At 71.3% G+C, this 22,810-nt stretch carries 27 protein-coding genes; 13 read left to right on the forward strand and 14 right to left on the reverse strand.

Going from position 1 to position 22,810, the window contains the following annotated elements:
• Positions 1-16: 16 nt before the first annotated feature.
• Positions 17-661, reverse strand: coding sequence for a PhzF family phenazine biosynthesis protein (locus tag ACWD11_RS06610; protein WP_451281643.1), 645 nt, complete (start codon positions 659-661; stop codon positions 17-19).
• Between the two features lie 90 nt (positions 662-751).
• Between ACWD11_RS06610 and ACWD11_RS06615 the strand changes: the two genes are divergently transcribed.
• A complete protein-coding gene (locus ACWD11_RS06615; RefSeq protein WP_389416367.1) occupies positions 752-1,747 on the forward strand; it encodes a hypothetical protein in 996 nt (331 codons plus the stop codon).
• Positions 1,748-1,764: 17 nt separating this feature from the next.
• Here ACWD11_RS06615 and ACWD11_RS06620 read toward each other — a convergent pair whose 3' ends face one another.
• Complete coding sequence (locus ACWD11_RS06620; RefSeq protein ID WP_389416366.1) at positions 1,765-2,496, reverse strand: bifunctional DNA primase/polymerase; 732 nt, start codon at positions 2,494-2,496, stop codon at positions 1,765-1,767.
• A 159-nt stretch (positions 2,497-2,655) separates the two neighbouring features.
• Between ACWD11_RS06620 and ACWD11_RS06625 the strand changes: the two genes are divergently transcribed.
• The gene (locus ACWD11_RS06625) at positions 2,656-3,519 is read left to right on the forward strand and encodes a glycerophosphodiester phosphodiesterase (RefSeq protein ID WP_451281645.1); all 864 of its coding nucleotides are present in this window, start codon (positions 2,656-2,658) and stop codon (positions 3,517-3,519) included.
• Here the strand turns inward: ACWD11_RS06625 and ACWD11_RS06630 are convergent.
• The 4 genes from ACWD11_RS06630 to ACWD11_RS06645 form a co-directional block, all read right to left on the reverse strand.
• Positions 3,489-4,103: a TetR/AcrR family transcriptional regulator gene (locus tag ACWD11_RS06630; RefSeq protein WP_451281647.1), complete on the reverse strand. Its 615-nt coding sequence runs from the start codon at positions 4,101-4,103 to the stop codon at positions 3,489-3,491. The genes ACWD11_RS06625 and ACWD11_RS06630 overlap by 31 nt on opposite strands.
• Positions 4,104-4,156: 53 nt before the next feature.
• The gene (locus tag ACWD11_RS06635; RefSeq protein WP_451281649.1) at positions 4,157-5,149 is read right to left on the reverse strand and encodes a small ribosomal subunit Rsm22 family protein; all 993 of its coding nucleotides are present in this window, start codon (positions 5,147-5,149) and stop codon (positions 4,157-4,159) included.
• A 244-nt stretch (positions 5,150-5,393) separates the two neighbouring features.
• Positions 5,394-6,587: a serine hydrolase domain-containing protein gene (locus tag ACWD11_RS06640; RefSeq protein ID WP_451281651.1), complete on the reverse strand. Its 1,194-nt coding sequence runs from the start codon at positions 6,585-6,587 to the stop codon at positions 5,394-5,396.
• On the reverse strand, positions 6,521-7,843 hold the full coding sequence (locus tag ACWD11_RS06645) for a multidrug effflux MFS transporter (protein ID WP_451281653.1): 1,323 nt from the start codon (positions 7,841-7,843) through the stop codon (positions 6,521-6,523). The genes ACWD11_RS06640 and ACWD11_RS06645 overlap by 67 nt, the downstream gene beginning before the upstream one ends.
• 88 nt (positions 7,844-7,931) lie before the next feature.
• Here ACWD11_RS06645 and ACWD11_RS06650 point away from each other — a divergent pair, with 88 nt between their 5' ends.
• Complete coding sequence (locus tag ACWD11_RS06650; RefSeq protein ID WP_451281655.1) at positions 7,932-8,993, forward strand: Gfo/Idh/MocA family protein; 1,062 nt, start codon at positions 7,932-7,934, stop codon at positions 8,991-8,993.
• Here the strand turns inward: ACWD11_RS06650 and ACWD11_RS06655 are convergent.
• A complete protein-coding gene (locus ACWD11_RS06655) occupies positions 8,980-10,620 on the reverse strand; it encodes an alkaline phosphatase D family protein (protein WP_389416359.1) in 1,641 nt (546 codons plus the stop codon). The two genes, ACWD11_RS06650 and ACWD11_RS06655, sit on opposite strands and share 14 nt — an antisense overlap.
• 134 nt (positions 10,621-10,754) lie before the next feature.
• Between ACWD11_RS06655 and ACWD11_RS06660 the strand changes: the two genes are divergently transcribed.
• Complete coding sequence (locus ACWD11_RS06660) at positions 10,755-11,522, forward strand: SDR family oxidoreductase (RefSeq protein WP_389416358.1); 768 nt, start codon at positions 10,755-10,757, stop codon at positions 11,520-11,522.
• A 242-nt stretch (positions 11,523-11,764) separates the two neighbouring features.
• Here ACWD11_RS06660 and ACWD11_RS06665 read toward each other — a convergent pair whose 3' ends face one another.
• A complete protein-coding gene (locus tag ACWD11_RS06665; RefSeq protein ID WP_451281657.1) occupies positions 11,765-12,751 on the reverse strand; it encodes an aldo/keto reductase in 987 nt (328 codons plus the stop codon).
• 69 nt (positions 12,752-12,820) lie between these two features.
• Positions 12,821-13,147: a nuclear transport factor 2-like protein gene (locus ACWD11_RS06670; RefSeq protein WP_389416356.1), complete on the reverse strand. Its 327-nt coding sequence runs from the start codon at positions 13,145-13,147 to the stop codon at positions 12,821-12,823.
• Between the two features lie 131 nt (positions 13,148-13,278).
• On the opposite strand from ACWD11_RS06670, the gene ACWD11_RS06675 reads away from it, so the two are divergent.
• Positions 13,279-13,836 carry a DoxX family protein gene (locus tag ACWD11_RS06675; RefSeq protein WP_389416355.1) on the forward strand — a complete coding sequence of 186 codons (558 nt, stop codon included), beginning with the start codon at positions 13,279-13,281 and terminating at the stop codon, positions 13,834-13,836.
• Positions 13,837-13,866: 30 nt separating this feature from the next.
• Positions 13,867-14,235, forward strand: coding sequence for a MazG-like family protein (locus ACWD11_RS06680; protein ID WP_389416354.1), 369 nt, complete (start codon positions 13,867-13,869; stop codon positions 14,233-14,235).
• On the opposite strand, the gene ACWD11_RS06685 is transcribed toward ACWD11_RS06680, so the two are convergent.
• The 5 genes from ACWD11_RS06685 to ACWD11_RS06705 form a co-directional block, all read right to left on the reverse strand.
• The gene (locus ACWD11_RS06685) at positions 14,232-14,459 is read right to left on the reverse strand and encodes an ArsR/SmtB family transcription factor (protein WP_451281660.1); all 228 of its coding nucleotides are present in this window, start codon (positions 14,457-14,459) and stop codon (positions 14,232-14,234) included. The two genes, ACWD11_RS06680 and ACWD11_RS06685, sit on opposite strands and share 4 nt — an antisense overlap.
• A gap of 159 nt (positions 14,460-14,618) precedes the next feature.
• Positions 14,619-14,894 carry a hypothetical protein gene (locus tag ACWD11_RS06690; RefSeq protein ID WP_451281662.1) on the reverse strand — a complete coding sequence of 92 codons (276 nt, stop codon included), beginning with the start codon at positions 14,892-14,894 and terminating at the stop codon, positions 14,619-14,621.
• Entirely contained in the window at positions 14,891-15,040 is a 150-nt protein-coding gene (locus tag ACWD11_RS06695; protein WP_389416352.1) for a hypothetical protein, read from the reverse strand. Before ACWD11_RS06695 ends, ACWD11_RS06690 begins: the two co-directional genes overlap by 4 nt.
• A gap of 175 nt (positions 15,041-15,215) precedes the next feature.
• Positions 15,216-15,404: a hypothetical protein gene (locus tag ACWD11_RS06700; protein ID WP_389416351.1), complete on the reverse strand. Its 189-nt coding sequence runs from the start codon at positions 15,402-15,404 to the stop codon at positions 15,216-15,218.
• An 88-nt stretch (positions 15,405-15,492) separates the two neighbouring features.
• The gene (locus tag ACWD11_RS06705; protein WP_451281664.1) at positions 15,493-15,852 is read right to left on the reverse strand and encodes a hypothetical protein; all 360 of its coding nucleotides are present in this window, start codon (positions 15,850-15,852) and stop codon (positions 15,493-15,495) included.
• A gap of 202 nt (positions 15,853-16,054) precedes the next feature.
• Between ACWD11_RS06705 and ACWD11_RS06710 the strand changes: the two genes are divergently transcribed.
• The 7 genes from ACWD11_RS06710 to ACWD11_RS06740 all read left to right on the forward strand — a co-directional run bounded on the left by ACWD11_RS06710 (position 16,055) and on the right by ACWD11_RS06740 (position 22,713).
• Complete coding sequence (locus tag ACWD11_RS06710) at positions 16,055-16,588, forward strand: hypothetical protein (protein ID WP_250075529.1); 534 nt, start codon at positions 16,055-16,057, stop codon at positions 16,586-16,588.
• A gap of 22 nt (positions 16,589-16,610) precedes the next feature.
• Positions 16,611-17,522 (forward strand): hypothetical protein, encoded by a 912-nt coding sequence (locus ACWD11_RS06715; protein ID WP_451281666.1) that lies wholly within the window; start codon positions 16,611-16,613, stop codon positions 17,520-17,522.
• 71 nt (positions 17,523-17,593) lie between these two features.
• Positions 17,594-19,078, forward strand: coding sequence for a peptidoglycan-binding protein (locus ACWD11_RS06720; RefSeq protein WP_451281668.1), 1,485 nt, complete (start codon positions 17,594-17,596; stop codon positions 19,076-19,078).
• Positions 19,075-19,884, forward strand: coding sequence for an ABC transporter ATP-binding protein (locus tag ACWD11_RS06725; RefSeq protein ID WP_451281670.1), 810 nt, complete (start codon positions 19,075-19,077; stop codon positions 19,882-19,884). Before ACWD11_RS06720 ends, ACWD11_RS06725 begins: the two co-directional genes overlap by 4 nt.
• Positions 19,881-21,152: an ABC transporter permease gene (locus ACWD11_RS06730; RefSeq protein ID WP_451281672.1), complete on the forward strand. Its 1,272-nt coding sequence runs from the start codon at positions 19,881-19,883 to the stop codon at positions 21,150-21,152. The genes ACWD11_RS06725 and ACWD11_RS06730 overlap by 4 nt, the downstream gene beginning before the upstream one ends.
• Before the next feature lie 319 nt (positions 21,153-21,471).
• A complete protein-coding gene (locus tag ACWD11_RS06735; RefSeq protein WP_389416345.1) occupies positions 21,472-22,464 on the forward strand; it encodes a hypothetical protein in 993 nt (330 codons plus the stop codon).
• A gap of 84 nt (positions 22,465-22,548) precedes the next feature.
• Positions 22,549-22,713, forward strand: coding sequence for a hypothetical protein (locus ACWD11_RS06740; RefSeq protein WP_451281674.1), 165 nt, complete (start codon positions 22,549-22,551; stop codon positions 22,711-22,713).
• Positions 22,714-22,810: the final 97 nt, after the last annotated feature.

Consider the following 22,810-nt stretch of genomic DNA (forward strand, 5'->3'; position numbering starts at 1 on the left):
ACTGGCGTGAACCCGGTCAGCGTTCCAGGACGACCCGGCCACCCAGTTCCACCCAGCCGTCCGGCTGCGGGGCCGTGAGCAGCTGGGAGCCCGCGCCCTGGGTGATGTTGAGGGCGCGGCCCAGTCGTTCCGTCAGCAGCAGCGCCGCCGCGCCGGTGGCCTCGTCCTCCTCGATCCCGTCGCCCCGGCCGGGAAAGCCCCGCGCACGCACCCGGCCCGCCGCCTCGTCCTCCCACGCCCAGGCGTAGATCCACTCCCCCGGGGCGGGCACCGCCAGCGCGTCGACCTCGTCAGCGGTCGCGTACTGCCGCAGGGTGCGCGCGGGCGCCCACTCCGGCCGGGCCTCGATCCAGGAGAACTCCCCGTCCTGCCGGGCACCGACCACCCCCGCGGGCGTCACCAGTTCCGGGACGTCCAGGAGCCAGGCAGCGCCGACGCAGGGATGCCCCGCGAACGGCAAGCGGACGCCGGGCGTGTAGATGTCGATGACCCCGCGCTCGGGATCATCGACGAACACGGTCTCGCTGAACCCGAGTTTCGCCGCGAACGCCTGCCGCTCCTCCGGCTCCGGCAGCACCGAGCCCTCGCGGACGACGCCCAGCTCATTGCCGTATCCACCGCGCGGCCCGCAGAAGACCCGGAGCACGTCGTAATCAGTCACGGGGGAATTGAAACATCACGGGCCCCCGCTTCCCGGGGGCTGGTCGCCCGGTAGGGTTCGCCTCCGGGAAGGGGAAGGTGAAAGGACCCGATGAGCAGGGATCGCAGCCCTCGTAGGCTCCGCAGGCTTGACCGGAGGGTGCTGACAGCAGCTTCCGTGACCGCTTTGTCGCTGACGGCGAGCGGGTGCGTCGTGGTGCACGGGGAACGGGAGTTGATCCCCGCCGCCACCCGGGCCGAGGCCGCGGAGGCGCTGAAGGACTTCACCGCCGCGTACAACGCCGCCGACAAGGCGTACGACAGCTCCCTGGACGCCGACCATGTCACCGGCGCGCTCGGCGACATCGACGAGGCGCGGCTGAAGGCGGGCCGGGCCAACAACCCCGACGGCAACCCCGGCCACTCCCCGCTGGAGTTCACCGACGCCGAGTTCACCATCCCCAAGAAGCCGGGCTGGCCGCGCTGGTTCCTGGCCGACGTCCGGGCCAACCGCGGCGGTGACTCCCGTTGGCTGCTGGTGTTCACCCGGGGCGCCCTCGAAGACCCGTGGGAGGCCGCCTACTTGACACTGGTGGCGCCCGACGAGATGCCGGAGTTCAAGCTGGACAAGGACGGCTGGGCCGAGGCTGTGGACCCGAACTCCACCGAACTGGCCGTCGCACCCGGCGACTTGAGCTCGTCGTACACGACCTACCTCAAGGGCGGCGGGGCCATCTTCGCCAACGGCAGTCACACCTCCGGCTGGCGGGACAAGCGCGCGAAGAACGCGGAGAAGCCGGGCCTGGTCACCCAGTACATCGACGAGCCGCTGACCGAGGGCGACTACCGGCCGCTGGCGCTGCGCACGACGGACGGCGGGGCGCTGGTGTTCTTCACCACGCACCACTACCAGAAGCAGACGGCCGCCCCGGGCACCTCGGTGCCCACCCCCAACAAGGACGTACAGGCCCTGACGAAGGGCGAGATCAAGCAGTCGCTGACGATGGAGTTCGTCTCGAACGAGGTGGCGCTGGACCCGGTGAAGGGCACGGACAACGTGTCGGTGCTGGGCCGGATCGAGGGTCTGACGGGCGCCAAGGGCGAGTAGCGCGGGTGCTCTTCGGGTCAGCGGCGCGAGGGCCAGGCGGGCTGCGCCGGGCCGGATTCCTGGTCGGCGTGGCGGGCGCCTACGTCGGTGAGGACCTCCAGCAGGGTGAGCGGATCCGGCAGGGGATGCTCGGGCCCGCGTACCCAGCGCACGTGCTGGTCGTCGCCGGTCAGGCGGGCGGGCGGCACCAGGACGTACGAACCGCGGCAGTGCCACCGTAGACCCGGATGCTCGTCCATCGTCTCGGGGTGGCAGTCCAGCTCGCAGGGCCACCACTCGTCCTCGTCCTCGGGGGTGCCGCGGGTGAGGGTGAAGAAGAGCATGCGGCCGGCGTCGCTCTCGGCGACGGGGCCGACCTCGATACCGGCGTCGAGGAGCCGGCCGAGGGCCTCACGGCCCGCTTCCAGGGGGACGTCCAGGACGTCGTGGACCATGCCGGTGGCGGTGATGAAGTTGGCCTGCGGCTGATTGCGGGCCCAGCGCTCGATCTGGGAGCGTTCGGTGGTGGACTGCGTCTGCCAGGCGAACGACACGGGGTGCTGGGCGGGGGTCGGACAGCCGACGCGGTCGCAGGAGCAGCGGTAGCCGGGCGCCGGGTATGCGGCGGGCGCGAGCGGCAGTCCCGCCGAGGCGGCGGCGAGCAGCAGAGCCTCACGACCGCCGTCGCCGGTGGTCTGCTGAGGGCGGCGGCCGCGCAGCCACCGGGAGAGTTTGCTCTGAGGGCCTCGGTCGCCGAACTCCGCGCTCATCTATCTCCTCGCCTCGCCGTCGTGCGACACAGCATGCCTTATCGTCCCACCATCGTGCGCTCCGGGGGGCCGTAGCCGACAACAGGGGTAGGTGGGGCGAGGCCCGGGATCGAGTGTCATTGCATGCTTTGACAGGATTTACGCCTCTACGGTGTCGCCATGGTCACCTGGACCGCACTGACCGCGACCGTGGCGTGCACGGCCTCCCTGATCTCCCCGGCCCCACTGGAGTGGGGACCGGCCCCGCTGACCGTCGACGCCCTCCCCCGCATCACGTACGTCGCCCATCGCGGCGGCGCCCGTGAGGTCCCCGAGAACAGCATGTCGGGGCTGATGGCGGCGTACCGGCGCGGGACGGCCCACGTCCTGGACTTCGACACGCGCCTGCTGCGCGACGGGACTCCGGTGGTCCTGCACGACCCGACCCTGCGGCGCACGACGGGCCGGTCCGGAGCGGTGCGGTCCCTGGACGCCGGCGACTGGCGGGCGGTACGGCTGCGTCCGGCGCCGTCCCTGCCGGGCCGCTGGCGTCCGGAGCGGCCGCCGACGGTGGCGGAGGTGCTGGACCGGTTCGGCGGCCGGATCGTGCTGATGCTGGAGGCGAAGGACCCGGCGGCCCTGGACCGGCTGGCCCGGCTGATCCGCGCCCGGGACCTGACCCGCTCGGTGCTGGTGAACACGAACGACCCGACGGTGGCGTGGCGGGCGGACCGGCTGGGCCTGGTGACGCAGCTGTGGCGCTCGGCCCGTCAGCTGCGCACGGACCGCCCTGCTCGCTGGCGGTCGTACGTGGATGTGCTGGACGTGGACCACCGGGCGCGGGACGGGGATCTGCGGCGGGCGGTACGGTCCGGGATCCCCCGGGTGTGGGCACACACGGTGATGACGCCGGCCCAGCGGGACCGGGTGCTGGCGCTGGGCTGCGACGGGGTGATCACGGATGCGCCGGGGCGGCTGGCGCGGGCGGCTCTCCGGCGATCTCAGCAGGGGGTTCAGCGGGGGGCGATGCCGTGGAGGGCGTAGTCGACGAGGGTGTCGGTGTACTCGTGGGAGATGGGCCCGGTGTACTGCAGCCACCGCTGCGCGAGAGGTGAGACGAACAGCTCCAGGGCGATGCGCGGATCGACGTCCGGACGGACGTCCCCGGCGTCCTGGGCGGAACGCAGGCGCTCGACGTAGAGCTGGAGCGAGGGTTCGAGGAGCTTGGCGACGAACGCGCGCCCGAGCTGTTCATTGACGACGCCCTCGGCGGCGAGCGCACGGGAGGGCACCTCGAAGCGGGGGTCCTTGAGCTCGTCGACGGTGGCGCGGAGCACGGCCTTGAGATCGGCGGCGAGGTCACCGGTGTCGGGGATGGTGTACGGCTCCTGCCCGGCCTCCCGGTTCACCTGCTCGCCCAGGTCGAGGAACGCCTCCATGAGCACCTCGGCCTTGGAGGACCACCAGCGGTAGATGGTCTGCTTGCCGACCCCGGCGCGGGCGGCGATCCCCTCGATCGTGGTCTTGGGGTACCCGACCTCCCCGACGAGGGCGAGGGCGGCGTCGTAGATGGCCCGGCGGGACTTCTCACTGCGGCGGGTGGAGTCGGGGGCGAGGTTCTTGGCCATGCTCCGAACCTACCAGGTAGACAAGACGCCGCGTCTCGCCGGAGTCGGAGCTGCTAGGCGTCGTCGGCCGGGGGCCAGGGGTCGCCCCAGGCCGCGTCCCGGGCCGCCTTGTAGAGGTCGCCGTGGCGTTTGGTGACCGTGGTGCGGGTGAGGGCCGGGTCCGTCTCGCACAGGTCGAGGAGGACCTGGCGCTTGCGGATCTGGGGCTTGCGGACGACGCGGGAGGGGGCGGGGGTGGCCGGGAAGCGGGTGGCGGCGACGTAGGCGAACTTCTCGTCCTCGTAGGCGAGGGAGCCGCCCTTGATCTGGCGGTGCAGGGAGGAGCGGCTGACCCTCGTCGAGAAGTGGCACCAGTCGGTGCCGGGGACGATGGGGCAGGCGGCGCTGTGGGGGCAGGGGGCGGCGATCCGGAAACCGGCCGCGATGAGCCGCTGCCGGGCCTCGATGAGCCGGGTGTAGCCGTCGGGGGTGCCGGGTTCGACGATGACGACGGCCTGGGCGGCGGAGGCGGCGGTGTCGACGAGGGTGGCGCGATCGGCTTCCGCGAGCTCGTTGAGGACGTAGGAGATGGTGACGAGATCGGTGCTCTCGATGGAGAGCGCTGATCCGATACGAGAGCGCTGCCAGCGGACGTCGCGCAGGGCCGGGTTGGCGGCGGCGATCTCCCGGCCGAGGGCGAGGGCGGGCTCGGCCCAGTCCAGCACGGTGACGCTCCGCTCGGCGGGCCAGGTCGCGCTGACGGCCCAGGTCGCGGCACCGGTGCCGCCCCCGACATCGATGTGGCTCGCCGGAACCCACTCGGGGGCGGCCTCGGCGAGCGCCTCCAGAGCGGCGTGCACCGCCTCGAAGGTCGCGGGCATGCGGTAGGCGGCATACGCGACGACGTCGGCGCGGTCCCGGAGGATCGGGGCGTGGGTAGGGGTGGCCCCGCGATAACTGGCGATCAGCCGCTCAACGGCAGCGGCGGCCTGCCGGGGCGGGAGCCCGTCGAGCAGACCGGCGAGAGCGGCACGCAGGGTATCGGCCGGGGCAGCGGGGTGATTCACCCACCGATTCTAATATCGCCCGCGCGGACAGAATGCCGTCCGGATTCCAGCCCCTCCGGCGTTTGAGGAGCGGGGGTCCAGGGGGCAGAGCCCCCTGCGGCGGGGTCGAAGGGGCGCAGCCCCTGAAGCGGGGTCGAAGGGGCGCAGCCCCTGGAGGATGGGACGGGTAGGGGCGGCGGGGGCGAGGAAAGTCCCCGGCACCGCTGCCGTACCCCCGTACCCCCGCCCCCCCGCGCCCCCCGCGTCAGCGTTCCCGTACCGCCCGAGCCACCCGCGTCCCCGCCGCCGCCCGGGGGCGGCTGTCCGCGGGCCGGCGCCGGGGGTGCACCGTGTTGGCCAGCAGGACCAGGAACGTGTCCGTGGCCCGGTCCAGCACCAGCATCGTCCCCGTGAAGCCGGTGTGCCCCGCCGCCCCCCGCCCCGCCAGCTCCCCCATGAACCCAGTCTGATCCAGCGCGAACCCCAACCCGGGCGGCGTCAGCAGCAGTTCCACGAAGTCCGGGCCGAGGATGCGCGCGGGACCGTACGAGCCGCCCGCGAGCAGCGCCCGGCAGAACACCGCCAGATCGCGCGCCGTCGAGAACAGCCCCGCATGTCCCGCCACCCCGCCCAGCGCCCACGCGTTCTCGTCGTGCACCACCCCCCGCAGCATCCCGCGGTCCGCCTTCGCCCAGGGCCGCCGCTGGTACTCCGTCGCCGCCGCACCGGGGCAGGGGCCAAAACGCGTAGCCGTCATCCCGAGCGGCCGGGTGATGCCGTCGTGGATCAGCACGTCCAGGCCACGCCCGGTGATCCGCTCCAGCACGTGCTGCAGCACCAGCGGGTTGAGATCCGAGTAGCAGTACGTCCCCGGCACCCCCACCGGCACCTCCGCCTGCAGCCGCGCCAGCCTCTCCGCGTCGTCCGCGCAGGAGTACAGCGGAAGTTCGGGCCGCAGCCCGGAGGTGTGCGTCAGCAGCTGCCGTACCGTCACCCCGAACCGCGCCGCTCCGCGGAAGTCGGGCAGATACGCGCCCACCTCCGCGTCGATGCCGAGCGTGCCCCGCTCGATCTGCTGCACCGCCGCGACCGCGGTGAACACCTTGGTGAGCGAGGCCAGATCGAAGGGGGTCGTCACGGTCATCGGTACCCGGGCGGCGGACGGCAGCTCCACGCCCGTGTCCGTCTCGGGTTCGTAGGAGGCATAGCGGACCGCCCAGCCCGCCGCTTCCTCCACGGCGACGCAGGGGCCCCGTCCGGCGATCACCACCGCGCCCGCCGCCCAGGGCCGCTCACCCGTGGTGAGGGCCCGGACATCGTCGACGAGACGGCCGAGCTCCGCCGGGTCGAGCCCCGCCCGCTCCGGTGTGCCGCCGCGCAGTCTCGGTGCGCTCAGCTCCCCGCTCCCTCCACGCTCACACGCCCCTGACCGCTGGTCCGCCGGTGCCAGGGACGGCACATTCCCACGAAGCAGGCCGACGCCACCAGTGCGGCGGCCAGTTGGACGACGGCCATCGGGACCGCGGTGTCCTCCCCGGCGACCCCCACCAAGGGGGAGACCACCGCGCCGATCAGAAACGACGACGTACCCAGCAGCGCCGACGCCGAACCCGCCGACTGCTTCGTCCGCAGCAGCGCGAGGGTCTGGGTGTTGGGCAGGGTCACACCCATGGCCGACATCAGGACGAAAAGCGCCGCGGCAACCGGCACCAGGCCCACCTCGCCGAACACCCCCGTCGACATCAGCAGCAGCGCGCTCGCCGCCAGCACCACCACGCCCAGACCGGCCGTCAGCACCGCGTCCAGGCTGACCCGTCCCACCAGCACCTTGCCGTTGATCTGGCCGACGATGACCAGCCCGATCGAGTTCAGCCCGAACAGCAGGCTGAAGGTCTGCGGCGAGGCACCGTAGATCTCCTGGATCACGAACGGCGACGCGGCGATGTACGCGAACAGCGCCGCGAAGGAGAACCCGCCCGTCAGCATGTAGCCCGCGAAGGCCCGGTCCGCCAGCAGCCCCCGCATCGAGCGCAGGGCCTCGCCCACGCCTCCCTCGTGGCGGTCGGCGGGCGCCAGCGTCTCCGGCAGCCGCGCCCACACCAGCCCCGCGAGCAGCGCCCCGACCACCGTCAGGACGACGAACACGCCCCGCCAGTCCGTCACCCGCAGGATCTGCCCGCCGATCAGCGGCGCGATGATCGGCGCGACCCCGGAGATCAGCATGAGCGTGGAGAAGAAGCGGGCCATCGCGATGCCGTCGTAGAGGTCACGGACGACCGCACGCGCGATCACGATCCCGGCCGCACCCGCGAGACCCTGCGCCAGCCGGAAGGCGACCAGGGCCTCGACGGTGGGCGCGAACGCGCACAGGGCGGTGGCGACGACGTAGACGGCGAGGCCGATGAGCAGCGGGCGCCGGCGGCCCCATCGATCGCTCATCGGGCCGACCACGAGCTGGCCGAGCGCCATGCCGGCCAGACAGGCGGTGAGGGTGAGCTGGACGGTGGCGGCAGGGGCGTTCAGGGCGCCGGTGACCTGCGGGAGGGCCGGGAGGTACATGTCCATGGCCAGCGGGGGCGTGGCGGTCAGGCCGCCGAGGACGAAGGTGACGAGCAGTCCGGTGCGCCGCATGACGCGGGCGGCCGGTTCCGTCTTCGGTACGGCCGCCTGCGTCTCGTTCGGTATGGATGCCCTGGACGCCCCGCTGTCGGGCATGTGCCCTCCCTCTCCTCGCGATACGGCACCTATGCTCTCAGCTCGAACGCAGTGCCGAGGGTCACTACAGCAAGGGCGGGGTTCGGGGATGACGGAGCAGAGGGTGTGCTGGGGGATCCTGGCGACCGGCGGGATCGCGGCCGCGTTCACGGCGGATCTGGTCGACCTGCCGGACGCGGAGGTCGTGGCGGTGGCCTCTCGGTCGCAGGCGTCGGCGGACGCGTTCGCGGAGCGCTTCGGGATCGCGCGGGCGTACGGCGACTGGGCCGCGCTCGCGGCGGACGAGGACGTCGACGTCGTCTACGTCGCCACCCCGCACTCGGCGCACCGGGCCGCCGCCGGGCTGTGTCTGGAGGCCGGCCGGAACGTGCTGTGCGAGAAGGCGTTCACGCTGAACTCGCGCGAGGCCGAGGAGCTGGTCGCCCTCGCCCGGGCGCGCGGGAGCTTCCTGATGGAGGCGATGTGGATGTACTGCAATCCGCTGGTCAGGAAGGTGAAGGCGCTCGTCGACGACGGGGCGGTCGGTGAAGTGCGCAGTGTGCAGGCCGACTTCGGGCTCGCCGGGCCCTTCCCGCCCTCGCACCGCCTGCGCGACCCGCTCCAGGGCGGGGGCGCGCTGCTCGATCTCGGGGTCTACCCGGTGTCGTTCGCGCAATTGCTGCTCGGGGAGCCCTCGGACATCGCCGCAAGAGCGGTGCTCTCCGACGAGGGCGTTGATCTCCAGACCGGAGCACTGCTCTCCTGGGAGAGCGGCGCTCTCGCTTCGGTGCACTGCTCCATCGTCGGCGGTACGGCGACCTCGGCGTCGGTCACCGGCTCGCTCGGCCGGATCGACATTCCCTCCGGCTTCTTCTTCCCGGACCACTTCGTGCTGCACCGGGACGGCCGCGACCCCGAGAAGTTCGCCGCCGACCCGGCCGACGGCCCCCGCAACAGCCTGCGCCACGAGGCCACCGAGGTGATGCGCGCCCTGCGGGCCGGGGAGACCGAGTCCCCGCTCGTCCCGCTGGACGGCACCCTCGCCGTGATGCGGACGCTCGACGCGATCCGGGACCGCGTCGGCGTCCGCTACCCGAGCGAGGCCGGCGCGACCGGCGCGAACGGGGAGACCGAGGGCGAGCCCGGCGCGCCCGTGCTCACGCCGGCCTGAGCCCCGGCTCCCCCGCCTCCGTGACGAAGGACGCGGCCGTCGTGACCGGCGCCCCGGGCGTGGTCACGTACGGCACCGTCTTGAAGTCCGCCCGCGCCCGCCGCTCGTCCAGCGCGACGGTCACATAGCCGCGCCGGCCGTTGTAGAACCGCAGGTGCGGGTTGGCGGCCATGTAAGTGTTCCAGTTCGCGGGGCGGTCGGCGCCGTCCCGGCCGCTGGCGATCGAGGTCGCCACGATCTCGGTGCCCCGCACCCGCGAGGCCGGGTCGTCGAAGTCGTCCTTGATGTCGAAGGCGTACCCGACGTGCACATCGCCGGTGAGCACCATCAGGTTCTCCACCCCGGCGGCCTCGGCGCCGTCCAGGACCCGGCGGCGGGAGGCGCGGTAGCCGTCCCAGGCGTCCATCGAGACCCGGGACGGCTCGGTCAGGTCGAACTTGCGCTGCGAGAAGACGACCTGCTGCGGGACGACGTTCCACACCGCCCGCGACCGCTGCCAGCCGTCCAGCAGCCACCGCTCCTGCGTCGCACCGGTCATCGTGCGCGCCGGGTCGTCGACCTCGGGCCCGGGCACCTTGGCGCCGTCCCCCTGGGCCTGGTTGCTGCGGTACTGCCTGGTGTCGAGCACGTCGAACTGGGCGAGCCGGCCCCAGTGCAGCCGCCGGTACAGCTGCATGTCGGGGCCCTCGGGCAGCTGCGGGCGGCGCAGCGGCTGGTGCTCCCAGTAGGCGCGGTAGGCGGAGGCCCGGCGCAGCAGGAACTCCTCCGGCGGGACGCTGTTCTCGGGGGTGTCGTCGGCGTAGTTGTTCTCGGTCTCGTGGTCGTCCCACGTGACGACGAAGGGGTGCGCGGCGTGCGCGGCGCGCAGGTCGGGGTCGGACTTGTAGAGGGCGTAGCGCAGGCGGTAGTCCTCCAGCGTGACGGTCTCGCGGTTGAAGAGGGCGGGCAGCGTGCGGTCGGTGTAGTTGCGGGCGCCGCCGACGGAGTTGACCGCGTACTCGTAGAGGTAGTCGCCGAGGTGGAAGACGACGTCGACGTCGTCGGCGGCGAGATGGCCGTAGGGGGTGAAGTAGCCGTCGTGGTACGCCTGGCAGGAGACCGCGGCGAGCTTGAGCCCGGAGCCGTGGGCGGCGGGGGCGGGGGCGGTGCGGGTGCGGCCGGTCTCGGAGATCCACTTGCCGACGCGGAAGCGGTAGAAGAGGACCTGGTCCGTGCCCAGGTGGTTCACCTCGACATGGACCGTGTGGTGGAACTCGGGGTGGGCGGTGGCGATGCCGCGTCTGACGGGGCGGCGGAAGTTCTCGTCGCGGGCCAGCTCCCAGTGCACGGTGACGCGCTCGGCGGGCAGGCCGCCGTCGGGCTGGTAGGGGGCGGGTGCGAGCCGGGTCCACAGCAGGACGGAACCGGGCAGCGGGTCGCCGGAGGCGACGCCGAGCGTGAAGGGGTCGTCGGTGATCCGGGCGGCGTCGAGCTCGGCGGCGCCGGCGACACCGGCCGTCGGCAGGTTCACCGCGAAGGCGAGCGCGGCGGCCGCGCCGGTGACCGTGAGGAAGCGGCGCCGGCCCAAATGGCGAGCGGCGGCGCGGAGTTCGGGGTCGTGCTGTGGCGAGTCTGCTTCGAGTGTCATCCGGTCCTCCCCTGGCGAATGAATGCACCCCGCATTGGAGTGGCCGGGGACGACTCGCGATTGGCGCGTACACAACACCCGGATGGCGGACAGATGAGTTCCGGATGGCGGACCCTCGCCTAGGCTGCGGGCCCATGAATGCGAAGCAAACGGGCAAGCCGAGGACCGCCGTGGTGACCGGGGCGGGTTCCGGCATCGGACGCGCGGTCGCCGTGGAGCTGCTGCGCGCGGGCTGGTCGGTGGCGCTGGCCGGCCGCCGCACCGCCACACTGGAGGAGACGGCGGCCCTGGCCCCCGAGGGCGCCGCCCTCGCCGTACGCACGGACGTGTCGCGGCCGGAGGACGTGGCCGCGCTGTTCGCCGCGGCGGTGGACCGGTTCGGGCGGGTCGACCTGCTGTTCAACAACGCGGGGACGTTCGGGCCCGGCGGGGTGCCGGTGGAGGAGCTGCCCTACGACGCCTGGCGGCACGTGGTGGACACCAACCTCAACGGGGCGTTCCTGTGCGCGCAGGCGGCGTACCGGCAGATGAAGGAGCAGGACCCGCAGGGCGGCCGGATCATCAACAACGGCTCGATCTCCGCCCATACGCCCCGTCCGCACTCCGTCGCCTACACGGCGACCAAGCACGCGCTGACGGGCCTGACCAAGTCGCTGTCGCTGGACGGGCGGCCGTACAACATCGCGGTGGGCCAGATCGACATCGGCAACGCGGCCACGGACATGACGGCCCGCATGCAGACCGGCGCGCTCCAGGCCAACGGCGAGGTCGCGCCCGAGCCGGTGATGGACGTGGCCGATGTGGCGCGCACGGTCCGGCACATGGCGGAGCTGCCGCTTGAGGCGAACGTGCAGTTCGCGACGGTCCTGGCGACGGCCATGCCGTACGTGGGCCGCGGCTAGGCCGCAGCCTTCACAACGTACACATACGGAATGTGACCGTCCGCCCCATCGCGGCCGGTCGGCGCCCTATGCTCAAATCGCCTCCACAAGAACTTCACAGCTGGAGTGCGGAGCTTCCGCCGGACCACACCGAGGGGGGAAACGGCAGCCGTCCCACGGCGCGGGTTGGGGGTGGGCCTCGCGCGGGACCGCGGGGTGCACTCCGCGCCGTGGACGGCTGCCGGATACGTACGGGGCGCGGATCACCGTCCCAGGATGCCGTCGACTTCCGCCAACTGGTCCCCGCTGAGCGGCCCTTGGGCGAGAGCCCTCGCGTTCTCCTCGGCCTGCGCGACCGTACGGAACCCGGGGATCGGCACCGTGTGCGGGCTGCGCGCCCAGATCCAGGCGAGGGCGCCCTGCGCGAGCGTACGGCCGCCGCTGGTGAGGATCTCCCGGAGCGCCTCGACCCGCTTGAGCCACCCGGGGTCGGCGCCCTCCGCCGAGAACCCGGGCAGCCAGGCGGGCGGCGCGCTGCGGATGTCCCCGGCGTCCAGCGCCTGCCCGGCGGCGCGCCGGCCCGTCAGCAACCCCATGGCGAGCGGGCTGCGGTTGATGCTCGCCAGGTTCGACTCCGCGCACAGCGCCAGCATCTCGGGGGCGTCCTGGAGCACATTGAGCCGGTGCTGTACGGCCGTACAGTGCGCGCCCTTCGCGAACACGGCGGCGCGGGCCGGATCGTCGGTGCTCCAGGCGTAGGCCCGGACGATCCCCTCGCGCACGAACTCCTCGCACGCGTCCCGGAGTTCGGCGGCCCGTTCGGGATCGGCCTCCGACAGGTGCAGCTGGTACAGGTCGATGTAGTCGGTGTCCAGACGCCGCAGTGACGCGGTCAGGGCCCGGCGCGCGTACGCCGGGGAGTCGTCGCCGCCGGTGAGGGTGCGGGTCTCCTCGTCGAAGACGTTGCCCCACTTGGTGGCGACGACGGCATCGGCCCGCCGCTTGCCCAGCGCACGGCCCAGGACGCGCTCGCTGTGCCCGGCGCCGTAGGTGTCGGCGGTGTCGAAGAAGGTCACACCGAGGTCGAGGGCGCGCCGGACGGCCCGTACGGACTCCTCGTCGTCGACCCGGCCCCAGCCGAGCGGCTGCCCGTCCGGGTCGGTCCATTCACCGCCGATGGCCCAGCAGCCGAAGCCGAGCGCGCTGACGTCGATGCCACTGCGGCCCAGGGTCCTGAAGTTCGTCTCCATGACGGCAGACGCTAGGAGTTGGAGCGCACTTCAGCGCAAGGGGCCGTACGAAGTCTTACGCCTGCCGTCTTACGCCTGCCCGGTCTCGAAGCGGCGGATCCGTCCGCTGTCGTCGATCTCGAAGCGCCACCGGGTGCGCATCTCGCCCCAGGTGTCATTGCTGTAGCGGGCGATGAGGGCCTGGCCGCCATCGGACTCGCGGTCGACCTGAAGGTGCCCGCGGGACTGGAAGATCTCCCGGTCGACCCAGTCGTCGAGGTCCCGGTCGGAGCCGTCGTCCGCCATGGTCGCGTCCGGGGCGAGCAGCGCCATGAAGGCGTCCCGGTCGTGCTGGTTGACGGCGGTCACGAAGTCCCGGACGACCGGGTCGCTGAGATTCTTCGGTTGGATCGTCATGACGGCAGACTCACACCGCTCCCGGCACCCCGCCACCCGAACGGCGGCCCGGACAGGCCCGCCGGGCGCGACCGGTGCGACGGTGGAGGCGCGGGTGGGGACTGTTGCCGCCGACTGCCACGGGAGACATCGTGAGCGCTTACGACCGACATGATCTGGGCCTGCTGCTGCTCCGGCTGGGTGCCGGCGGGGTGCTCGCCGCGCACGGCGCGCAGAAGCTGTTCGGCTGGTTCGGCGGGGGTGGCATCGAGGGCACCGGCAAGTTCATGGAGTCTGTGGGGTACCGGCCCGGCCGGGTCAACGCCACGATGGCCGGGCTCGCCGAGGCGGGCGGCGGCACGCTGCTGGCGCTCGGCCTGGCCACCCCGGCGGCGGGCGCCGCGGCCGGCGGGGCGATGGCAGGCGCCGCCGCGGTGCACACCCCGAACGGCTTCTTCAACGCGAGCGGCGGCTACGAGTACGCGGCGACCCTGGGCCTGGCCGCCCTGGGCCTGGCGGTCACCGGCCCCGGCCGGCTCTCCCTGGACCACGCGCTCGGCCATGTCGTCGACCGGGGCTGGATGGTCCCGGCGGCGTTCGCGGCGACGGCCGCCGGCACCGCGGTGGTCGTGGGCATGCGCAACAAGCGGCTGCGGGAGGAGCGGGAGGGAGAGCAGGTGGCCTTGTTCGAGCAGGAGTTCTCGCGGTAGGCCCCTGGCGTGCCATGAAACCCTGCTCGCATGACTGAACAGGCCACCCCTCCCGAACGGGCCACCACCCCTCCCGACCTCTGGTCCGGCATCGACGAGCTGTGGTCCTGGCTGGAGGCCAACCGTCCGCTCGACGGCCGCGAAGCCATGCTCCTGCGCATGCTGAAGCTGTCCGAGGAGGTCGGCGAGGTCGCCGAGGCGGTGATCGGGGCGACCGGCCAGAACCCACGCAAGGGCGTCACGCACACCTGGGACGACGTCCAGGCGGAACTCTGCGACGTCGTGATCACGGCCCTGATCGCCCTGCGGACACTGACCCCGGACACCCGGGAGGTCTTCGCCGGGCATTTGGCGCGGGTGCGGGAGCGGTCGCTGGGGACGGCCCCGGAGTCGGCCTAGGCGGCGTGGACCGGGGCCGGGCCCAGGATGTCCCGCACCCGGTGCAGTCCGCCGCGGTCGACGGCGTACCAGACCCAGGTCCCCCGCCGTTCCCGGGTCAGCAGTCCCGCCTCGGTCATCACCTTCAGGTGGTGGCTGACCGTCGGCTGGCGCAGTCCCAGACAGTCGGTGAGGTCGGCGACGCAGGCCTCACCGGCGGGGGCGCGTTCAATCGATGATGACAACGGGCGGGACCAGCAGCGACAGCGTGAGCGAGGCCGTCAACACGGTTCTGGATGTTGATCTCGATCATGCGGTTGTACCAGCGGTTCTGGTCGGCGTACTCCTCCAGGTAGATGGCCGCATGATGCCGGTGGGCAGACAGAACAGGGCGGTGAAGGCGATCACCCAGATCGTGCCGAAGATCGCGGACTGGGCACCGGCGCGCTCCGGCCGGCGGATGGGGGGAAGTTCTCCCACAGCCGGGAGTCCAGCCTCGGCCAGGCCTCGACCAGCACATAGGAGATGAGCACGCCGAGGAAGATGATGCCCACGGCCAGACAGCACAGCAGGATCAGCCGGAAGGCGCTCTCGCGCGGCCGGAAGCACCGTCCGGCGAGCTTGCGGGGCGCGGGGTGGGGCGGCGGTTCGGTGACCCGGATTCCGGTCCCGGCGGTCATTCGTACACCTCCCGGTATTTGCGCACGAGCCGGATGCTGATCACGTTCATCACGAAGGTGATGACGAACAGCAGCGCACCGACGGCGAAGATGGTCCTGTACTCGAAGGACTGCACCGTCGGGTCCGTCGCCGCCCGGCCGGCCACCACTCCTGCAGCCGGGGCGTGACGAAGCTGAGCACGAAGAAGCCGTAGACGACGGTGGGCACACCGGCCAGCACTTCGAGGGCGGGTTTGAGCGTGGCCCGCACCCGGCGGTCGGCGTACTCACTCAGATGGACGGCGGCCCCTAGCCCCACCGGCACGGCGACGGCGAGCGCGATCACATGATCAGCATGGTGGCGCCGAGCAGCGGCAGCACCCCGTACTCGGGGGTGCTGAACAGCGCGGTCCACTCGGTGCCGCCGAGGAACTCGGTGAGACTGACGCGCTCGAAGAAGTCGACGGTGGGCGGGATGAGCGGGACGACGATGCCGACGGTGGTGGCGACGGAGACCAGCGCAGCCGTCAACAGCAGTCCCTGGATGACCCGTTCACCGTAGCGCGGCTTGGCCCCCGCAGGGACGGGGTCCCTGCGGGGGCCTTCAGCGACAGCGAGGTCACCCCGCCGCTGCCTTCAGCTTGTCGATGGCCGCCTTGAGCTCGGTCTCCTGCTCGGAGTTGAGCGGGATGAACTGCGCGTCCTCGGCGATGGCCTTGTAGTCCTCGACGTAGCACTCGACGAAGCCGAGGACTTCCTTGCGGTCGAGGGCCTTTGCGGAGGGGTATATGCCTGGGACGGTGCGACACCGGAACGGGGTTCCGTCCCAGGCGCGGGGCGGCGGGCGGCGCGGCCTCGTCGGGGCTGCACCGTGATCACCGGGCCTCCTACCGACGGCCGGGAGGCTCTTGGCCAGGTCGGTGCGCGCTCTTCTCGTGACCCGAACGTGATCTACCTGAGATGGTTCAGAAGTGATCACTTGTCCGTTTGAGGGCGATGTGAATCTGCTCTAATGAAGATCACAGCCCGGGGGGGAACCTGCAACGCACGGAGTATGGATTCGATGCCCGATCGATCCTTGCTGCAAATTCCGCATGCTCGAATGTTCAGCGACATGCGGGAACGTCTGGACAGCCTGCGTTCCACTCCTCTCAAGGTGTTTCTCTTTCTTAGGAGTAGGAATGAAGATGTTCAACAAGCGCGTCAGCGCCGTGTTCGTCACCACCGCTGCCACTGCCGCCGCCCTGCTTGTCACCGCGCCGACCGCGAATGCGGCCACGTACAACGTGGACAACAACTGCGGCTACAAGGTCTGCGGCATTGAGAACGCGGGCGGCCAGCTCAACGTGCACTACAACTCGATCGCGAACGACGGCTACTACTCGGGTAGGGCCCACTTCTATGGGAACGTCTACAACTACGCGGGCGAGACCGTGTCGGCCAACGGGGCCACCTCGCAGACGTACAACTTCGTGTTCGGTAAGAACAATGTGGGCAACACCGCGCCCGGCACGGGTCAGGCCGTGAAGAACAACGCGGCCTCCGTCGAGAACTGCGGCCCGTACGACGCGTACCGGATCTACTACAACTCCGGTTACCAGGGCAGCTCGCAGTACTTCGCGCACACCAACGGCAGCCAGTACTGCGCCGGCGGCAAGATTGTCGACCTGAACTCCACGCTGAAGAACAACAATGCCTCGCAGCACTTCGCGTAACCGACGCTACGCGCTGCTCGCCGTGTCCGTGCTGGTCAGCACGGTCACGGCGGGCTGCGCCGCCGAGCAGGAGCGTGATCCGGCGGCTGCCGCTGCGCAGAATCTGAAGAACGTCGACCGGTCCAAGTGGCCTCCGGCCACCCCGGAGAGCGGGCTGGCCAAGGGGCTGACCCTGCCGCTCGAGCAGTACATGCAGACGTATGAGCAGAACGTGGTCATCGATCAGGCGACACGCAATCTGCAGTCCGAATGCATGGCGGGTTTCGGCTTCGATTTCCGCCCGCCGCCCGCCGGTACCACGCCGCCGCCGAATTCCAACGATGCGAACATGGAACGGCGCTACGGCATCACCGACCGCAAGGTGGCGGAAAAGCACGGGTACGGGCTCGACGAAAAGGGTCCGGAAACCGGGGCGCAAGCGCCTGCCCTGACCGAGTCGGCGGAGATGGTGCTGAGCGGCGGGCTCCGCAAGGGTGACAGTGTCACCCCGGCCCCGGACTCCTACGAGGGGAAGAAGATCCCCAAGGGCGGTTGCACGGGATGGGCCCAGAACAAGGTCGGATCCGCCGGACTTGATTTCTCGCTCGTGAGCCGCCTGAACTACGAGAGCCTGATGCGGTCCCAGGACGCTCCGGAAGTGCGGGACGCCACGGGGAAATGGTCGTCCTGTATGAAGGGGAAGGGCTACGAAGTCGCCCATCCTTTCGAGGCCATCGACCTGAACAAGGGGCAGCCGCTCGACAGCGAGCGGGCGATCAGTGGCGCACTGGCGGATATCGACTGCAAGAAGTCCGTCAACCTGGTGAACATCTGGTTCGAGGCCGACTCCGAAATCCAGCGCAAGCAGATCGAGGAGCACCAACTCGCCCTTGACGAGGCGAGGAAGCAGAACGAAGCCGCGGTGAAGGCCGCGGAGCAGGTGCTGCGCGGCTGACCGCGCCACCGTCCGGTCCGTACGAGCGCACCGGGCAAGGCCAGGAGAAGGTCCGGGGAAAGGGAACCGCCATGTCCGATGGCGAGGTGCACAATGGTGCCGCGGGGCTGGCCCGAAAGCGCCGGTGGGCCGTGGGGATCGCCACGGGAGCGGTACTGCTCTCCGGCGCCGGTATGGCGGCCACCCAGGTGATCAAGTCGCCCGCGCAGGCCGCGGCCGACTCCGAAGCGCCCCCGCCGACGGTGCTGACGGCCCCGGTCGAGCACCGGGTCTTGGAGGACTCGGTCACCGTCCGCGGCACGGTCACCGCGGCCCAGACCGTCGAGGTCAGCCCTTCGGCGGGCGGCCCCGACGGAGGCACGCCCGTTATCACCAAGCTGTCGGTCAAGGACGGTCAGCGGATCGAGTCCGGCCAGTGGCTCCTCGAGGTCTCCGGCCGTCCGATGTTCGCCCTGCGGGGCGAACTGCCTGTCTTCCGGGACCTGAAGCCTGGGGCGGAGGGGGATGACATCGCCCAGCTCCAGGACGCGCTGACCGAGCTCGGGCACAGCACGGCCGGTGACCGGGCCGGGTATTTCGGGCCGCGGACGAAGGCCGCGCTCACCGGGTTCTACGACCACATCGGTTACACACCGCAGACCGCCCAGGAAGACGGCGACAACGCGGTGCACAACGCCGAGGCCGCGGTGACCCTGGCCGAACGGGCGCTGGAGGACGCCCGCCTGGGCGCGGCGTCCGGCACCGGCTCCCCCACCCACGCCGATGACGCGGGCACCGACGCGGACGGCAAGGGCGTGGGCGACCCTCTCGGCACCGACGGCAAGGGCGCGGGCGGAAGCACCGCGCGCCAGGTCGAGCGAGCAGAGGAGGACCTGGCCAAGGCGCGCGACGAGCTGGCCCGGGTGCGGGCGACGACCGGACCCATGCTGCCCGCCTCCGAAGTCGTCTTCCTGTCCCGCTTCCCCGCCCGGGTCGACGCGGTGCACGCGCGGGTCGGCGAGGAGGTATCCGGCCCGGTCCTCACCGTGTCGGCCGGCGCCCTGGTCGTCCAAGGCTACCTGCAGCAGCACGAGAAGGGCCTGGTCAGGTCTGGTCAGCGGGTGGAGATCCTGTCCGAGGTGACCGGCCGCACCGCGACCGCGAGGGTCGTGTCGGTCGCGGACACCGTCGGCCAGGAGCAGACCGCCGCGAGCGGGGGAGAGGACAAGGAGCAGGCCACCGGCGCCCAGGGCTACCTGATGCTCGTACGCCCGGACAAGCCGCTGCCGCCGGACCTCACCGGACAGGACGTTCGCCTGACCGTGCGCGCCGCGGCCACCAAGGGCGCGAGCCTGGTCGTGCCGCTGTCGGCGGTGTCGGCGGGCGCGGACGGCACGACGACGGTGACCGTCGTGGAGAAGGGCGACGGCCGACGCAAGGTGGCGGTGGTCACCGGGAGCACGGGGGACGGCAGCGTGGAAGTGCGCCCGCGGACCCCGGGCGTGCTCACCGAGGGGGACAAGGTCCTCATCGGCGTGCGCCCGAACCCCGCGGACGCGGCGGGAGCGGGTTCGTGACCGCCGTGGCCGAACCTCCGGTCATCGAACTGCGCCAGGTGGGCCTGACCTACCCGGGGCCACCGCCGGTACAGGCACTCGCTCCCTGTGACCTGCGCGTCGAGCGCGGCGAGTTCGTGACCGTGGTCGGTCCCTCCGGGGCCGGCAAGTCGACGTTCCTGAACATCGTGGGGCTGCTCGACTCACCGACGACGGGCGGGTACCTGCTCGACGGTGTCGACACCGGCTCGCTGGCGGACGCGGACCGCACGGCCCTGCGCGGAGAGCGCATCGGATTCGTGTTCCAGGCGTTCCACCTCATGCCGCACCGCAGCGCCCTGGAGAACGTGGCGCTCAGCCTCGTCTACGACGGCACTCCGCGCCGGGAGCGCGCGGCACGCGCCCGTGCCGCCCTCGAACAGGTGGGGCTCGGCCACCGCGTGCAATCCCTGCCCACCCAGCTCTCCGGTGGAGAGCGCCAACGCGTCGCCATCGCACGGGCGTTGGCAGGACGGCCGTCGCTGCTGTTGTGCGACGAGCCGACCGGCAACCTCGACACCGCGACCGCTGAGGCCATCCTCGGACTACTGGACGCGGTGCACCGCAGCGGTATGACAGTGGTCGTCATCACCCACGACCCGGCGGTGGCGGCCCGCGGTCAACGCACCGTGACCATTCGGGACGGCGCCCTGTCGGAGACCTCAGCCGCGCCGCATCTCGCGCCGAACGCCCGGCCGCACGGCCCGACGGCACTTGGGCCCGAGCCCGAGTCCGACTGGCCGGACTCCCCGACCCCCGACCTCCTGCGGTCAGGCAGGCCCATATGAGGCGTCCTCCGTTCTCCCTGCCGGGGCTCCGCGGGCGCGCGGCCAGTCGGCCCGCCGGCGTGGTCCGGCACCGGCTCGCGGTGCGGGACCTGGTCTCCGAGGCTCTCGCCGGCGTGCTGCAGCGCCCTGCCCGTTCCGTGCTGACCTCGCTCGGGACGGTGCTGGGAGTCGGCACGTTCGTCGCCATCCTCGGCCTGACCGCGACCGCCTCCTCGCAGATCGACGAGCGGTTCAACGCGCTGAGCGCCACCGAGGTGACCGTCGACGACGTCTCCCGCGAGCAGGGCGCCCTCGGCACCGTCGGCTTCCCCGCCGACGCGGACCAGCGGGTGGAGCGGCTCAACGGCGTACGGGACGCGGGCGTCTACTGGTCCGTCGACCTGGCTCCCGAGGAGCAGGTCCGATCGGCACCGGTGGGCCCCGACCGCGGCAACAGCCGGATCCAGGTGGTGGCCGCATCCTCAGGCGTACTGCGAGCGGCGCACCCCACCCTCGCCCAGGGCCGGCTCTACGACCCCTGGCACGACCGCACGGAGCAGCGGGTCGCCGTCGTCGGCGCGGGCCTTGCCGCCCGGCTCGGCATCACGACCCTGGAGACCGCGCCCGCCGTGTTCATCGGTGACGAGGCCTTCAGCGTCGTGGGCATCGTGGACGACGTCGAGCGCCAGGCCGACCTGCTGCTCTCCGTCGTGGTGCCCCGGTCCACCGCGCAGCGGATCTGGGGTGCGCCGAAGAACGCGCCCAAGATGCTCGTGTCCACACGCCTGGGTGCCGCACCGCAGGTGGCCGCCGAGGTACCGCTGTCGCTCGATCCCGCGCACCCGGAGCACTTCAGGTCCGTGCCACCGCCCGACCCCAGGGCGCTGCGGGCTGGAGTGGGCGGTGATCTCAACCAGTTGTTCCTGGTGCTCGCCGCGATCTGTCTGTTCATCGGGACCCTGGGCATCGCCAACACCACGTTGGTCGCCGTCCTGGAGCGCACCGGTGAGATCGGTCTGCGCCGCGCGCTCGGTGCCCGCGGACGGCACATCACGGCCCAGTTCCTCACCGAGTCGGGCGCGCTCGGTACGCTCGGCGGCCTGGTCGGCGCGTCACTCGGCATCCTCACCGTCGTGGGCGTCGCTCTAGCCAGGGACTGGACACCCGTGATCCATCCGCAGGTCGCCATCGCGGCACCCGGCATCGGGTTGCTCACCGGTCTCCTGGCGGGTCTCTACCCCGCATGGAGGGCCAGCCGGGTGCAGCCGGTCGAGGCACTGCGCCGGTAGCCGCGAGCCGCCCGCTCACGTGGCCGACCCCACGTGACGACCCGGCCTCCGCGATGGCACCCGCCCCAGGCCACCGGCCGAACAACGACACCGTCCCCCCACCTTCGTACAGACACGGTCTCGTTCCAGATCACCGCCGACGCCGACGGCGGCATCACCTTCATCGACCGCGAACCGGACAAGAAGACATCCATGACGCCGACCAGTTGGGCCAACGATTCCGGCGGCTGGGGCTGCAGCCACCTCGACCTCATCTCCGCCCGCAAGAACAACAACGCCTCCCAGCACTACACCTGAACCACCCGAGCAGGAGCCCCGCATGAACACCACCGGCAAGGCGCTCGCCGCCACCACCCTGATAGCCACCAGCTTCCTCACCGCCTGCACCGCCAGCGCCGACAAGCCCAGTCCAGCCTCCGCAGGCCAGCCCATCGTCAACAAAGACAAGTGGCCCAACTCCACCCCCACCGCCGGACTCGCCAAGGGCATCAGCCTTCCGCTGGAGCGCTACATGGTGTCCTACGCCGACCGCGTCACGATCGAAGACGCCCAGAACACCCTCACGACGTCCTGCATGAAGGAGTACGGCTTCACCGTCACCCTCCCCAAGCCCGGCGCGAACCCCCCGCTGTCCAACAACGACGCCAATATCGAGCGCCGCTACGGCATCACCGACCGCGACCAGGCCACCAAGCACGGCTACAACCTCGCCCCCGTCCTCGAAGAGCACGTCAAGCAGAACATGCCCGACCTCACCGGCGTACAGGTCGAAGTCCTCACCGGCCACACCAAGCCCGAGGAGACCGAACCGCCGAAGGGCACCAAGGCAGGCGAGCCGTACTTCGCCGCCCCGGTCAGCAAGCCCGCCCGCGCTGAGCACAACGGCATCAAGCTCAAGGAAGGCGGTTGCACCGGCTGGGCGAAGAAGCAGGCCGGCGTGGACGAGCAGGACGCCTACTTCGTCTCCGACCTCAACGGCCAGAGCCTCGTCGCCTCCCAGGACGTGACCGCCGTCAAGAACGCCGTCAGCGACTGGTCCGCCTGCATGAAGAAGGCCGGGCATGACGTCGCCACCCCGTGGAAGGCCATGGAACAGGGCGCCACACAGGACAACAAGCCCACCAAGGACACCATCGCTCTCGCGCTCGCGGACATCGGCTGCAAGGAGCAGACGAACCTCATCCGCATCTGGGCCGACGAAGAGACCAAGATCCAAAACAAGCAGATCGCCGACAACAAGGCCAAGCTCGACGGCATCAAGAAGAACCTCGGCGAGCAGATCACGGCCGCCAAGAAGATCAACACGCAATAACAGCCTCTGTGTGCACACTCATTCGCTTCGATCGGTTCGCGCGCGCCACTCGTACGACTATCAGAAAAGTAGGGGGAAACCCGCATGAAGATACTTACCGCTCGCGCGTCCGCTCTCTTCGTCAGTGCCGCCGTCACCGCCCCGGCGTTCGCTGCGCCGCAGCAGGAGCCTGGCCCGGCAAAGGTCAAGGCCGTCACCATCGACGGCATCAAGGTCGACAAGCGGGCCAACGCGCCACCCGGCAGATGATCGGCGCCAACCCGGAGGTCGCAGCCACCACCGCCAACGTGTGCGGCTCCGGCAGCACCATCTCCACCGTCACCGCCCGCAACACCACCGACAACGT

This window comes from Streptomyces sp. NPDC002776, assembly GCF_053592195.1.